The sequence below is a fragment of the Streptomyces sp. NPDC048441 genome (assembly GCF_043200235.1).
Classification (GTDB): Bacteria; Actinomycetota; Actinomycetes; order Streptomycetales; family Streptomycetaceae; genus Streptomyces.
On record NZ_JBICXM010000006.1, the window covers coordinates 51,532 to 64,604 of the forward strand.

Annotated in this window: 12 protein-coding genes; 5 read left to right on the forward strand and 7 right to left on the reverse strand. The window is 69.6% G+C overall.

The genetic code is table 11. From position 1 onward, the window contains the following. Positions 1–141: 141 nt before the first annotated feature. Both ACGFSB_RS16405 and ACGFSB_RS16410 read right to left on the reverse strand, forming a co-directional pair. Positions 142–1,185: a BMP family protein gene (locus tag ACGFSB_RS16405; protein ID WP_393399182.1), complete on the reverse strand. Its 1,044-nt coding sequence runs from the start codon at positions 1,183–1,185 to the stop codon at positions 142–144. A gap of 316 nt (positions 1,186–1,501) precedes the next feature. Beyond that, positions 1,502–2,824, reverse strand: coding sequence for a M20 family metallopeptidase (locus tag ACGFSB_RS16410; protein ID WP_393399184.1), 1,323 nt, complete (start codon positions 2,822–2,824; stop codon positions 1,502–1,504). A gap of 792 nt (positions 2,825–3,616) precedes the next feature. Here ACGFSB_RS16410 and ACGFSB_RS16415 point away from each other — a divergent pair. Then, positions 3,617–3,889, forward strand: a complete 273-nt coding sequence (locus ACGFSB_RS16415; protein ID WP_393399187.1) for a hypothetical protein — start codon at positions 3,617–3,619, stop codon at positions 3,887–3,889. Here the strand turns inward: ACGFSB_RS16415 and ACGFSB_RS16420 are convergent. The 4 genes from ACGFSB_RS16420 to ACGFSB_RS16435 form a co-directional block, all read right to left on the reverse strand. Beyond that, positions 3,879–4,991, reverse strand: coding sequence for a hypothetical protein (locus ACGFSB_RS16420; RefSeq protein ID WP_393399189.1), 1,113 nt, complete (start codon positions 4,989–4,991; stop codon positions 3,879–3,881). The two genes, ACGFSB_RS16415 and ACGFSB_RS16420, sit on opposite strands and share 11 nt — an antisense overlap. A 68-nt stretch (positions 4,992–5,059) precedes the next feature. After that, positions 5,060–5,989 (reverse strand): N-acetylneuraminate synthase family protein, encoded by a 930-nt coding sequence (locus ACGFSB_RS16425; protein WP_393400137.1) that lies wholly within the window; start codon positions 5,987–5,989, stop codon positions 5,060–5,062. A 26-nt stretch (positions 5,990–6,015) separates the two neighbouring features. Continuing rightward, a complete protein-coding gene (locus tag ACGFSB_RS16430; RefSeq protein WP_393399192.1) occupies positions 6,016–7,302 on the reverse strand; it encodes a cytidylyltransferase domain-containing protein in 1,287 nt (428 codons plus the stop codon). Positions 7,303–7,364: 62 nt separating this feature from the next. After that, positions 7,365–8,705, reverse strand: a complete 1,341-nt coding sequence (locus ACGFSB_RS16435; RefSeq protein WP_393399194.1) for a DUF6716 putative glycosyltransferase — start codon at positions 8,703–8,705, stop codon at positions 7,365–7,367. A 198-nt stretch (positions 8,706–8,903) separates the two neighbouring features. Between ACGFSB_RS16435 and ACGFSB_RS16440 the strand changes: the two genes are divergently transcribed. The 3 genes from ACGFSB_RS16440 to ACGFSB_RS16450 are packed head-to-tail and all read left to right on the forward strand — an operon-like array spanning position 8,904 to position 12,378. Beyond that, complete coding sequence (locus tag ACGFSB_RS16440) at positions 8,904–9,881, forward strand: glycosyltransferase family 2 protein (protein WP_393399196.1); 978 nt, start codon at positions 8,904–8,906, stop codon at positions 9,879–9,881. Then, positions 9,881–11,230 carry an alpha-2,8-polysialyltransferase family protein gene (locus tag ACGFSB_RS16445; protein ID WP_393399199.1) on the forward strand — a complete coding sequence of 450 codons (1,350 nt, stop codon included), beginning with the start codon at positions 9,881–9,883 and terminating at the stop codon, positions 11,228–11,230. The genes ACGFSB_RS16440 and ACGFSB_RS16445 overlap by 1 nt, the downstream gene beginning before the upstream one ends. Next, positions 11,227–12,378, forward strand: a complete 1,152-nt coding sequence (locus tag ACGFSB_RS16450; RefSeq protein ID WP_393399202.1) for an acyltransferase family protein — start codon at positions 11,227–11,229, stop codon at positions 12,376–12,378. Before ACGFSB_RS16445 ends, ACGFSB_RS16450 begins: the two co-directional genes overlap by 4 nt. On the opposite strand, the gene ACGFSB_RS16455 is transcribed toward ACGFSB_RS16450, so the two are convergent. After that, a complete protein-coding gene (locus tag ACGFSB_RS16455; RefSeq protein ID WP_393399205.1) occupies positions 12,365–12,505 on the reverse strand; it encodes a hypothetical protein in 141 nt (46 codons plus the stop codon). The two genes, ACGFSB_RS16450 and ACGFSB_RS16455, sit on opposite strands and share 14 nt — an antisense overlap. A gap of 87 nt (positions 12,506–12,592) precedes the next feature. On the opposite strand from ACGFSB_RS16455, the gene ACGFSB_RS16460 reads away from it, so the two are divergent. Then, complete coding sequence (locus ACGFSB_RS16460; RefSeq protein WP_393399207.1) at positions 12,593–13,057, forward strand: MarR family winged helix-turn-helix transcriptional regulator; 465 nt, start codon at positions 12,593–12,595, stop codon at positions 13,055–13,057. Positions 13,058–13,073: the final 16 nt, after the last annotated feature.

The window sequence follows — 13,073 nt, forward strand, 5'->3', positions numbered from 1 at the left end:
CCCGCGTAACCGGGGTTCCCCCTCAAAACCACCCCTTCGTGCCCGCGGGTTTTTGGGGGGGGGGGGGGGGGGGGGGGGGTGTTTTTGGGGGGGGGGGGGCCCCCCCCCCGGGGGGGGGCCCCCCACCTCTCCCGGATCCGGTTACGGAACGGTCTTGACCGTGACCTTTCCGTCAACAATGTCCTTCTTGGCCTTCTCCACGGCGGCGACGACGTCCTTCATCGCCGTGTACTTCGGGTTCGTGTCGGCGAACCCGACACGCCCCGACTTCAGGTCGTACCGCTGCTCGCCCTGCATCGGCTTGCCCTCGACGACCGACTTCGTCAGGTCGTAGACGGCGCCGCCGACGTCCTTGGTCGCCGAGCCGAGGATGTGGCTCTTGTACTTGGCGAGGGCCTTCTGCTTGTACTGGTCGGAGTCGACGCCGATCGCCCACACCTTCTTGGACCCGGCTTCCTGGATGACACCCTGCCCGGAGAGCCCCGCCGCGTGGTAGATCACGTCGGCGCCCGCCTCGATCTGACCGCTCGCCGCGTTCTGCCCCTTGTCGGGGCTCGCGAAGCCGCCCTCTTCGGGCTTCTCGGTCAGATAGCGCTTCTCGATCTTTATCTTCGGGTCGACGGATTTCACGCCCTGCACGAAGCCCGCCTCGAATTTGTGGATCAGCGGAATGTCCACGCCGCCGATGAATCCGACATGATCGGCTTTGGTGGTCTTGGCGGCGGCGACACCCGCCAGATAGGACCCCTGCTCCTCATGGAACACGAGGTCGGCGACATTGTCGGCCTTGACGGTGTTGTCGTCGATGATCCCGAAGTGGGTCTTCGGGAACTTCTTGGCGGCTTCCTTCACGGCGGGCGCGTAGACGAAGCCGACGCCGACGACGGGGTTGTAGCCCTGCCGCGCCAGCTGTTCGAGCCGCTGCACCTTGTCGGCACTGGACTCGCCGTCGCCCGGCTCCATGTCCACGCCACCGATCTTGAAGTCCTTGCGGGCCTTGGCGTAGCCGGAGTAGGCGGCGTCGTTGAACGACTGGTCGCCCTGGCCGCCGATGTCGTACGCGAGGCCGATGCCCTTGCCCTTGTACTCGGAGGACGAGCCGCCGCTCTTGTCGTCCGAGCCGCCGTCGGACGCTTCGTTGCTGGTCTTGCCACATGCCGATGCCGCGAGGGCGAGAGACGCCACTACGACGGCAACTTGGGAAAGCCTCGATCCACGAGATCCGCGAGATCCGTGAGACACACGAGATCCGTGAGATCCATAAGATCCACGACGCAAACGCATAGGACGCACCCCTTACGTTCCCCAACGCGCCGTTGATGGCGCTGATTTCGGCGCACAGTAACGCGCGTAGAAAGGGAGGGGAACGGGGTTTCGCACTGCTGTTACCTATTCGTGCCGAGGGCCGGTTACGTCCGGATGAACGGGTCCGTCGTAACCGGCCGATAGCGGTCGTCGCCTCACTGTTGCTGTCTAGCGGGTGCTGCCTAACGGGTGCTGTCTAACGGGTGCTGTCCAACAGCGCGGCGGCGGTGAAGAGCTCGACGCCCACCGTGATCGCCGACTCGTCGGCGTCGAAGTCCCCCTGATGGAGGTCGCGGACGGTGCGCTCGCCGGGCGGGCGGACGCCGAGGCGAGCCATGGCGCCGGGCACGTGCTCCAAGTACCAGGAGAAGTCTTCGCCACCCAGGCTCTGTTCGGTGTCCTCGACGGAGTGCGGGCCGAGCCTCCGCTCCATGGCGTCGCGCAACAGGTCGGTGGTGTCGGGGTCGTTGACGACCGGCGGCACGCCACGGATGTAGTTCACGACGGACTTCGCGCGGTAGAGATCGGCGATCTCCTGGATGGCACCGTGGACCAGGTCGGGCGCCTTCCGCCAGGCGGTGAGGTCCAGGCAGCGGACGGTGCCGGAGAGTTCGGCGTGCTGCGGGATGACGTTGCAGGCGTGACCGGACTCGATGCGACCCCAGGTCACCGCGAGGCCCGAGCGGGCGTCGATACGACGGGCGACCAGGGCGGGGACCTCGGTGACGACCTTGGCGGCGGCGGTGACGAGGTCGGTGGTGAGGTGGGGGCGGGCGGTGTGGCCCCCCGCCCCGTCGAGCGAGACTTCGAGGCGGTCGCAGGCGGAGGTGATGGCGCCGTGCCGCAGCCCGATCTTCCCGGCGTCGACGCGAGGATCGCAGTGCACGCCGATGATGCGGCCGACGCCGTCGAGCGCGCCGGACTCGATGGCATCGGGGGCACCGCCGGGCAACACCTCTTCGGCGGGCTGAAAGATCAGCCGTACGGGGTGCTGGAGTTGCCCTTGCTCGGCGAGCTCGGCGAGGACGAGCCCGGCGCCGAGCACGACGGTGGTGTGCACGTCGTGCCCACAGGCGTGGGCACGGTCGGGCACGGTGGAGCGGTACGGGACGCCGAGCTTGGTGTCGGGGATGGGGAGTGCGTCGATGTCGGCGCGGAGGGCGAGCATGGGGCGGGCGCGGCCCCCGTGTTCAGCCGGTTCACCCTGCTCGCTCTGTTCACGCTGCTCGCTCTGTTCGCCCTGCTCGCTCTGCTCGGTGCCGATGTCACAGACGAGTCCGGTGCCGATGTCGAGTACGCGCGGCTTGAGGCCGGCGCGCTCGAGCCGCGCCTTGAGGGCGGCGGTCGTACGGAACTCCTGGTTGCCGAGCTCCGGGTGCATGTGCAAGTCGCGGCGGAAGGCGATGAGTTCGGCGCGCAGGGTTTCTGTGAGCGCACCGGGGAGTACTTCCCCGGGTGCGTCCCCCGCTGCTTCCCCGGGCAGATCAGCCCCGGACCCTCGCTCGGACTCTCGTGACATCAGTTGGTTCACCCTCTGAAGGGTAGGGCGACGCATGGGCCAACTGACCCACGATCAACAAAAGTTCAGCCCGATAGGGTAAGAAAAAATGGCCGCGTGGCGCATGGACGCTAGTTGAGGTGGGTAAACTTCCCGACTTTTGAGGGGGCGACACGCTGGCCACCTGCGCCGACTCCCCTGGGCCCTCCACAGATACCACGGAGGGCCAGCATCATGCGCATACGCGCATCCGTCGGCCGTCGCGGCGGGGTGGAAGCATCGCCGATTGCAGCAATGCAGGGAAATCCCCCGCCCGCCGCCCACAGGAGCACCTCCATGGGAATCTCTCGCAATGCGCTCCGAATCGGCCCTCTTGGCTCCCGAGATGACCGGCATGGCCAGCTTGGGAGAGGGGCGAGGTCCCGCCCGCCACACGCATGACGCGACCCGCCTGATCCCCGGAGCGCCCGCGCACCCCCTCGCCCCTCCCCGTGGCGTTCGCACAAGAAGAACCCGTCCGCAGGCGGCACGACATCCCGCACTGCCACCGGAATAGGCCCGTCACCCGGGCCGCGCTTCATCGCCCGGCGCTCACGCCGGAACATTCGGTCCGCAGTCGACAGTGAGCGTCGGCCGTCCCACGGGAGTGGTCGAGAGTCCCGCCCCTCGGGCCGTCCAGTCGTCTTCCCTCGCGTGGTGGAGGGGCGGGTGTCAAGGGTGGAGCGCAGCGGAATCGACGTAGCCGACGCGACGTAGGAGCGCCCTTTACTCCCGGCCCGGAACCGCCAGCCTCAGGACAACCGGGCGGCCCCGGTGCCGAATCAGCCGCCGGTGTGGTGCAGCCCCCGTGCCGCCGGGCTACGGCACTCGACCCACAGCACCTTCCCCCGCTGGCCGAACAAGTCATCGCCCAGGGGGAAGCCGCCCCACGCTGTCGCCCACTCCGCCACCAGCCGCAGCCCCCACAACACCATCCACCTCCGCGAGAGCGACACGCCGCAGGAGATCCTCACCACCGGGCGGCCTCAGCTTCGCGCTCTCATCGCGGTGGTCAAGGGCGCGGCGCAGGCCGGTCTCACGCCGTAGCCGCGATGCCCTGTGTCGGGGAGGCCACCGAGGCCAGGCGGTGTACATCGCGCGCCGTTCCCGTGACGCCTGACAGGAAGCCCTGGGCCCGGGGGGAGGCAGTTTCCGTCAGCCACGCCGGGTCGATGTCGCAGACCGCTACCCGGACCTCCGTGCCCGCCAAGGCCAGGGGGAGGGTGTGCACCACCGTGGAGGGGAAGCTGAGGATCGTTCGGCCGATCGGGCCCCGGCGGGCGATCAGTTCCAGGGGGAGGTCTGGGCGGACCACCTGTAGGCCCGTCTCCACCGCCAAGCGATGCAGCTTCTCCGAGCTCTCTCGGCGGTGTGCGAAGTAGCGCGTCGCGCCGTGGGCCCGGGAGAGCGAGCGGACCGCCTCCACGTAGCGGTCCGGGTCCACCACGCCCGTTTCCACCAGGGACGTGCCTACCAGGTCCGCGCCCTTCGAGACTCGGGGAGGGCCGAATCGGTCCCTCGTCCAGGCGAAGGTGTTCGGCGTCACCCGGACCCCGTCCGGTGCCGAGTCGATCGGCATGGAGGAGAAGACCTCCACCGTGCGCTTGCCGCCAGGCGTCAGGCGGCGGCGGGCGACGCCCGAGATCGGGGCGAAGGCGATGTCGCGTACTCCGGGGCGACCGCCCCTGCGGTGCCAGCGCACCAGGCGTTCCCCGGCCGCCAGTTGCGCCACGAACTCCATCGTGGCCGTGCCGTCGTCCACGACCACCAGGGAGCGGGCCCTGGTAATGGTCAACAACAGCTGTACGTAGCGTGAGAACGGGTCGCCGATCACTATCCGGTCCGCCGCCCGCAGCGCGCCCGTCAGGCCGCCGACCGTCTGGAAGGGGGCAGCCCCGCCGCCGCGCGCCTCCTCCCAGCGGATGCTCAGGCCCTCGTCACGGGCCAGTTGGGCCATGCGGCGCAACTGGCCACGGGTCATCGGGTCGTTCGGGGAGAGGACGACGACGGTGAGTCCCCCGGCCGGGCCTGTCGCCCCTGCCGAATGCGCCCACTCAAGGACGTTGAGGAGCTGCACAGGGCTCTCTACGAACGCCAGAGTGGTGGGCGCCGCAGCGGTGGGGGCCGTCGGCCCGGGTCGGGGGCTCATCGTCGTATGACCGTGTCCTGTCCTTGTGGGGGTCCCGGTGGGAATTCCCGGTAAGTGCGTCAGCAGCCTCAGACCGCTACCGGCTCACGCTCGGCCGACTCCGCCTCCGCCACGACGCCCGCGACGCGGCGCAGCTTCTTCATCGGGCCGAGCTCCGACTCGTAGACCTTCTTGACGCCGTCACCGAGGGAGGCCTCGATGGTGCGGATGTCGCGGACGAGGCGTGTGAGGCCCTGGGGCTCCACCGACGCGGCCTGGTCCGAGCCCCACATGGCGCGGTCGAGGGTGATGTGGCGCTCCACGAACGTGGCGCCGAGCGCGACCGCGGCGAGGGTGGTCTGCAGGCCCGTCTCGTGGCCGGAGTAGCCGATCGGGACGTTCGGGAACTCCTGCTGGAGGGTGTTGATGACGCGGAGGTTCAGCTCCTCGGCCTGCGCCGGGTACGTCGACGTGGCGTGGCACATCAGGATGTTGTCGGAGCCGAGCACCTCTACCGCGTGGCGGATCTGCTTCGGGGTCGACATGCCCGTGGAGAGGATGACCGTACGGCCCGTGGCGCGCAGCGAGCGCAGCAGCTCGTCGTCCGTCAGGGAGGCGGAGGCGACCTTGTGGGCCGGGACGTCGAACTTCTCAAGGAAGGCGACGGCCTCGGTGTCCCACGGGGAAGCGAACCAGTCGATGCCGCGCTTGGCGCAGTGCTCGGTGATGGCCTGGTACTCGGACTCGCCGAACTCCACGCGGTGGCGGTAGTCGATGTACGTCATCCGGCCCCAGGGGGTGTCGCGCTCGATGTCCCACTGGTCGCGCGGGGTGCAGATCTCCGGGGTGCGCTTCTGGAACTTGACCGCGTCGCAGCCGGCGTCGGCGGCCGCGTCGATCAGGGCGAGGGCATTCTCGAGGTCGCCGTTGTGGTTGATGCCGATCTCACCGGTGATGTACACGGGCTGACCGGGTCCGGCCGTCTTCGAACCGAAGGTGCGCAGACGGGAGTTGGAGATCGTAGAGCTCATGGCAGGAACTTTCCTTACTTGTTGAGGGAGGGGCCGAGGATCCATGCGGCGATCTCTCGGATCGCGCCGTCACCACCGGGGAGAGCGGTGACCGCACGTGCGGCGCCGCGTACGACGTCGTGGGCGCTCGCGACCGCCACGGGCCAGCCGACGAGGCCGAAGCACGGGAGGTCGTTGACGTCGTTGCCGACGTAGAGCACGCGCTCGGGAGCGATGCCCTGCTCCTCGCACCACTGCTTGAGTGCGAGGTCCTTGCGGTCGATGCCGTGCAGGACGGGAAGCTTCAGCTTCCTGGCGCGCGCGGCGACGACCGGGTTCTGTTCCGTGGACAGGATCAGCAGCGGCAGGCCCGAATCACGCAGGGCCGCGATGCCGAGTCCGTCCCCGCGGTGCACGGAGACGAACTCCCGTCCGTCGGAGTCGATCAGCACCCTGTCGTCGGTCTGGGTGCCGTCGAAGTCGAGTACGACCGCGTCGATGTCGTCGCGGGTCGGAAGGGCGTCGGCCCGGCCGGAGTCGAAGAGCGGGGCCAGGGCGCGGGCGCGCGCGAGGTCGTGCGGGTCGTCGATCTCCAGGACGCGCGCCGGGTCCGTACGGACGAGCTCGGTGCGGCCGAAGAAGCGGTGCTTGTGCTCGCGGAAGCCGGTCACGTCCATGCCGTAGACCGCGCCCGTCTCCAGGAGGTCCTGGGGGCGGTCCTGGCGGCGCGGGCGGAAGGACTTGTCGTGGTTGATGCCGTAGCCGCCATCTGTGGCGGTGGCCGTGGCGAGCTTCGTCGTGCCGCCCACCTCGCCGGTGCGGCGCGCGTCCAGGGCCTTGGGCTCGTCGTCGGCGTCGCGCCAGACGAAGCCGTGGAAGGGCGCCACCGTGTGTGCCGTGTCCGCGCCGCCGTCCACGATCGGGCCGACCACGCCGTCGATGTCCTCGCGGACGATAAAGGGGCTTGTGCACTGCACGAGCAGGACCACGTCCACCGCCGTGCCGTGCAGCGACTCGTGCGCGTCCATCGCGTGCAGCACCGCCGCCTCACTGGTCGCGGTGTCCCCCGCGATCGCCGCGGGGCGCAGGACCACTTCGGCGCCCGCCGCACGCGCGGCCTCGGCGATCACGTGGTCGTCCGTCGAGACGACGACGTCCGTGACGAGCCGCGCGGCCAGGCACTCCCGGATGGCGCGCGCCACCAGGGGCACACCGCCGACCGGGGCCAGGTTCTTGGCGGGCACGCCCTTGGAGCCGCCGCGGGCCGGGATGACGGCGAGGACGCGGCGTACGGGCGCGCTCCCTGGGGCGGGGTGGGACATGGGGGCTCCTTGAGGGGGGTGGGGGATCACGGCTCGCCCGCGGTTCACGGCTCGCCCGCGGTTCACAGCTCGCCCATCCGCCGGATCACCGGGGCGACGCGCTGCACCCCGTGCCGGTAGGCGCCGCGCGCCGCGCTGCGGACGGCCTGGCGCACCGGGCCCGGCTCGCGGTCGGCCGCGGGGGCTCCGGGCAGCGGGGCGCCGTCCGGACCGAGGTGGTGGCGGGCCAGGATGCCGGGGAGGTATCCGGGGGCGGTGGTGAGGCTGTAGTACGGGGCGATGGGCGGCAGCCGGTGCTGCGCGAGGAGGCTCGCGACGCGCTCACGTGCCGCGTCGAACGCCTTCTCGTACGTCCCGTCCGGCGCGACGCCCTGCCGTGCGACCCACTCCGGAGCGGCCTCGGGGCTGTACCCCGCGTCGATCTCGTCCCAGGACGCCAGGCATCCGGAGCCGATGAAGTGGTGGTTGCCGAGCGCCTCGCGCACCCCGAGGTCGGTGAGGACCGCGGTGGGGATGCGGCGGTGGAGGGATTCGAGCGCGGCGGTGGAGCTGACCGTGACGAGCAGGTCGGTGCGGTCGAGAACCTCGCCCATGTTCCCGTACACGAGACGGCAGTTGGGCGGCAGGTCCTGCCCCTTGGCGAGCTTCTGGTAGGGCAGTTCCTCGATGTGCGTGGTGTGTTCGCCGGGCTTGCTGCGCAGCTTGATCAGGACCTCGCGGTCCGGGTGCAGTTGCGCGTGCTGGACCATGCGGTTCAGCAAGTACGTGCGGTGTGCGCGGCTGTCCGGTACGGAGGGCTGCGCGGCGAAGACGACCGTGTACGGGTCGGCCGTGTTCGGGTCGCGCTTCTCGTACGCCGTGCCGCCGAGGAACGGCAGTGCGCTCTCCACTACGCCCGACGCGTCGGCGCCCACACCCTCGTACACCGCGCGGAAACGCTCCGCGTCCTGACGGGAGTTGGCGAGGACGACGTCCGCTCCGTGCCGCAGGAGCAGGCCGTCGGCGAGCTTCTCGTAGACGACGCCGACATAGCCGGTGACGACTACGGGGCGCTTGCCTGAGCCGGCGGAGGACACCGCTGTACCCGCTATACGGGCGAGTCCGTGCAGCACCGCCTGGACCGCGCCGCCCACGAGGGCGAGCACGATCACGTCGGGCGCTTCGCGCTCCACCTCGCGCAGGAATTCGACCGCGGTGACCTCACGGAGCGAGTCCGCGCGCACTCCGACCTCTTCGAGCTGTCGGACGGTGGGCGTGGCCCGGCCCCTCAGGAGGCGCCCGTCGAGGCGTGTGTCCGCTCCCTCACCCGCGAGGCGGCTCGCGGTGAGCGCACCCCATTTCCACCGGGTGTCGGAGTCGGCGAGCACGGTGATCCGTGTCGTCCCGCTGTTGCTTACTGGCACAGGAAGGACGCTAGGAAGGCATTGAGATTGGCGGCCCAACTCAGGTGCAACAAACGGTTAACAGCACGCCGACGAATGGCGAATCAGCCCGGGAAACCGCCGGTATGCAGCCTGGTTAACCATTCCGCCATGCGTCGTTCACCTGACATCTCACCTTCGGCCAAGACGAATGCCGGGCCGACACCTAACGTCACCCACGTGGTTAAGCTCTCCGTCATCGTGCCGTTCTACAACGTGCAGCAATACGCGCCCGACACCTTGAAGAGTCTGCGAGCGAACGCACGCGACGACTTCGAATTCATTCTCGTCGACGACTGTTCGAAGGATGAGACTCCAGAGATCCTGGAGCGTGCCGCGCGCGAACTGCCCGGCGCCGTCCATCTCAGACATGAGACGAACGGCGGTCTGGCGACCGCCCGCAACACGGGCCTCGACGCGGCACGCGGCGAGTACCTCACCTTCCTGGACGGTGACGACTGGCTCGCGCCCGGATACTACGCCCAACTCGTCGCGGCCATCGAGCAGTTGGGCTGCGACTTCGTGCGCACGGACCATGTGCAGTGCACCGCACGGGCCCGCAGCATCCACCGGGTCCCGCACGGCAGGCGCGGTGTCGTCATGCCGCCGCGGGACGTCATCCTGCCCGCCGACCGGTCGACGTCCGTCGACTACGCCTACGCCTGGGCGGGCATCTACCACCGGCGCCTCGCCGACCAGGGCATCCTGCACTTCACGGACGGTCTGCGCACCGCGGAGGACCGGCCGTGGATCTGGCGGCTGCACCGGGAGGCGGAATCCTTCGCCGCGGTGGGTCTTCTCGGGGTGTTCTACCGCCGCGGGGTCGCATCGTCACTGACCCAGATCGGTGACGTACGGCAGCTCGATTTCATCCGGGCATTCGACCAGGTGGTCCGTGAAACCGCCGAGGACCGCGACGCGGACAAACTCCTGCCGAAGGCCGTCCGTACTTACTGCGCGATCATTTCCCACCATCTGGGATCCATCGAAAGGTTCGAGCCACAAGTGGCGCGGAAATTGAAGTCACTGAGCGCGGCCGCACTGAAGCGGATGCCGCAGGGCGTCCTCGACGAGGCACTCGACTCCATGGACATACAGCGGGCGACGCGCCTTCGGCGACTGCGCAGGCGCCCGGTGTCCGCGGAGGTGGCCGCGTAATGGCGACGACGCAGATCTTCTTCGCGTCCACGCTGTACGGCACGGCGACGCTGGCCGCGGCGATCGACGCCGACCGCTTCGGCCCCGCCGACCGGCGGCTGCTGCTGGTCAGCAACAACGCGGCGACGCCGGAGACGACGGTCGCCGTGGACGAGATGCCGGGCTTCGGGCGCCTGCGGGACCGTTTCGACGACGTACGTTCCTGGAACGAGGCCATCTCCCCTTTTCATCCGGGCGGCTGGGGCCCACGGGCGGACGACATCCCGATGTGGGAGCGGTACATCCGGCTCCTGTGGGACCTCGGTGACGACGACATCGAGCTGGCCGTCGAGTCGATCCAGGTCAACCCTGCCCTGGCTCTCGCGCAGATCTTCACGGGCGCGCCCGTCGACGTCTACGCGGACGGCCTGATGAGCTACGGCCCGACCCGCAGCAAGATCGACCCGCTGGTCGGCACGCGGGTGCGCCGCCTGCTGCACCTGGAACTCGTACCCGGCCTGACTCCGCTGCTCCTGACCGAGTTCGGCGTGGAGCCGGAGATCGTGCCGACCGAGGCGTTCGTGAAGGTGCTCGGGCAGCTGGCCGACGGGGAGAGGGACATCCCGGACATCGCCGAACCGGCCCTGCTCCTGGGCCAGTACCTCTCCGCACTCGGCATCCTGACCGCCGAGGAGGAGGAAGAGCTGCACGTGCGCATGGTGCGCGGCGCCGCCGAACTCGGGCACACCCGCGTGGTGTTCAAGCCGCACCCGACCGCTCCGGCCCGCTGGTCGCGGATGCTGGAGAAGGAGGCGGAGGCGATCGGCGTCGAGCTGACCGTCCTCGACTCGCCGGTACTCGCCGAGGTCCTGTACCAGCGGATGCGCCCCGCGCTCGTCATCGGCTGCTTCTCGACGGCGCTGCTCACCGCGTCCGCCCTGTACAACCTGCCGGTCGCGCGCACCGGCACCGAGACCCTCCTCGAGCGTCTCTCGCCCTACCAGAACAGCAACCGCGTCCCGGTCACGATCGTCGACGCGCTGCTTCCCGACCTCTCCGACAAGGGCGCGGTCACCGGCCGCCAACCCGGTATGCACGCCGCCGACCTGGGCGAACTGCTCATCGCCGTCGGCTTCTCGATGCAGCCGCAGATCTACCCGCGCCTGCGCGAGGCCGCCGAGCGCTACCTCTCGACCCGCCTCACCCCGCATACCTGGCGCTACTTCAAGCGGCGCCGCCTCACCGCCCTCGCCCTGCCGGGCGCGCTGCCCTCGCAGCTGTCGTTCATCCCGCGCAACGCGGCCGTACGCCGGGTCGCGCGCCGGGCCCGCTCGGTCAAGCGCTCCATCAAGCGGACCGCGCTCGGATGAGTTCTCCCGGCACCACACTCCCGAAGCACACCCCGGGAGCGGACGAGGCGGACTCCCTCACGCGCACGATCGCGGCCCCGGCGGCCAAGCGTGCGCGGCCACGCCTCAGGGCCCTCGACGGGCTGCGGCTCATCGCGGCCCTGATGGTCGCGGCCTACCACTACGGCGGGCGCGACGGCGAGATCACCGAGGCCTGGGGCAGCTCGCCGCGGCTTCAATTCCCCACGGCGCACAGCTGGTTCGCGTACGGCTGCCTCGGCGTGCAGATCTTCTTCGTCATCAGCGGCTTCGTGATCTGCATGAGCGGCTGGGGCCGTCCGCTGCGGGCGTTCTTCGCCTCGCGGGCGTCGCGGCTGCTGCCGTCCTACTGGGCGGCGATCGTGCTCGTGACGGCGGTCTTCGCGCTTCCCGTCGTGGCGTACGAGGCCGTCTCGCCCAGCGATGCCCTGGTGAACCTGACCATGCTCCAGCAACCGCTCGGCGTGGACCGGGTGTTGGGCGTCTGCTGGACACTCTGGGCCGAGCTGCGCTTCTACGCCCTCTTCGCACTCTGCGTGGTCCTGCCGGGCGCGAACCGGGCCCGCGTGATCCTGTTCTGCGCGGTGTGGACCCTGGCGGCGGTGATCGCGGAGGGCGCGAACGAGCCGCTGCTCGACCTCGTCCTGATGCCCGAGTACGCCCCCTTCTTCATCGGCGGCATCGGCATCTACCTCCTCCACCGCGACCGCAGGGACCTCACGGCCTGGGGCATCGTGGGGGTGAGCTGGCTGATCGGCCAGCACTACGCCGTCTCACGGCTGTGGCACGCGCCGAACCCCGACTTCTTCTCCTACCGCACGTCCTTCGGCATCATCGCGGTGGTGACGGCAGGCTTCGCGGCGGTGCTCCTCATCGCGCTCGGCGCGCTGCACCGGGTGGACTGGCAGTGGCTGACGGTGGCGGGGGCGCTGACGTACCCCTTCTACCTGGTGCACGAACACCTGGGCTGGGTGACGGTGGCGGTCCTTCACCGGAAGCTCGGCCTTCCGTCGTACGCGACGTTCGGCCTGACGATCGCGGCGATGCTGATCCTGGCGTGGCTGCTGAACCGTTTCGTCGAGGAGCGGCTCACGCCGCTGATACGGAACGGGCTTCTCATCCGGAAGTGAGGTCCGCCGTGGTGTCGGCGGTGTCTCCCGCCGTGGTGTCGGCGGTGTCTCCCGCCGTGGTGTCGGCGGTGTCTCCCGCCGTGGTGTCGGCGGTGTCGTACGCCGCCACCGCCGCCACCGCGGCCAAGACTCCGTTTCCCGCATCGCTCCACCCATGAGAAAGTCACCCCGAGGCAGTTGACCTCAACCAAACTTCAGGTTCTACGTTCTGGGCATGGACACTTTCACGTACTCCCACAGCGACGCAGACCTCATCGACCAGCCCATCGGCTACTGGGCATCGGCCGCGGGCGCGGCAGTCGTCCACCACATCCGCACCATGCTGGCCGAGTCGGGGCTCACCCAGCCCGAGTGGTGGATCCTGAACCAGATCATCGCCGACGACGGCCGTGACAAGGCAGACGTGGTGGCCACCCTGCGCGGCTATCTGAACGTGGGCGACGGCTCCCTGCACCACGACATCAGCGCCCTGCACGACCGCGCCCTGCTCACCGAGGACACCGGCGGCCGCCTCCGCCTCACCGCCGAGGGCCGCAAGCTCCGGGACGACACCGCGGGGCGCCAGCAGAAGACCCGGGCGGAGATCCATGAGGGCGTCACGGACGAGGAGTACATCCGCACGCTCAAGGTGCTTCAGCGCATGATCCACAACGTGGGAGGGGAAGCCTGGCACCACTGAGAACCGACCCCCGCCG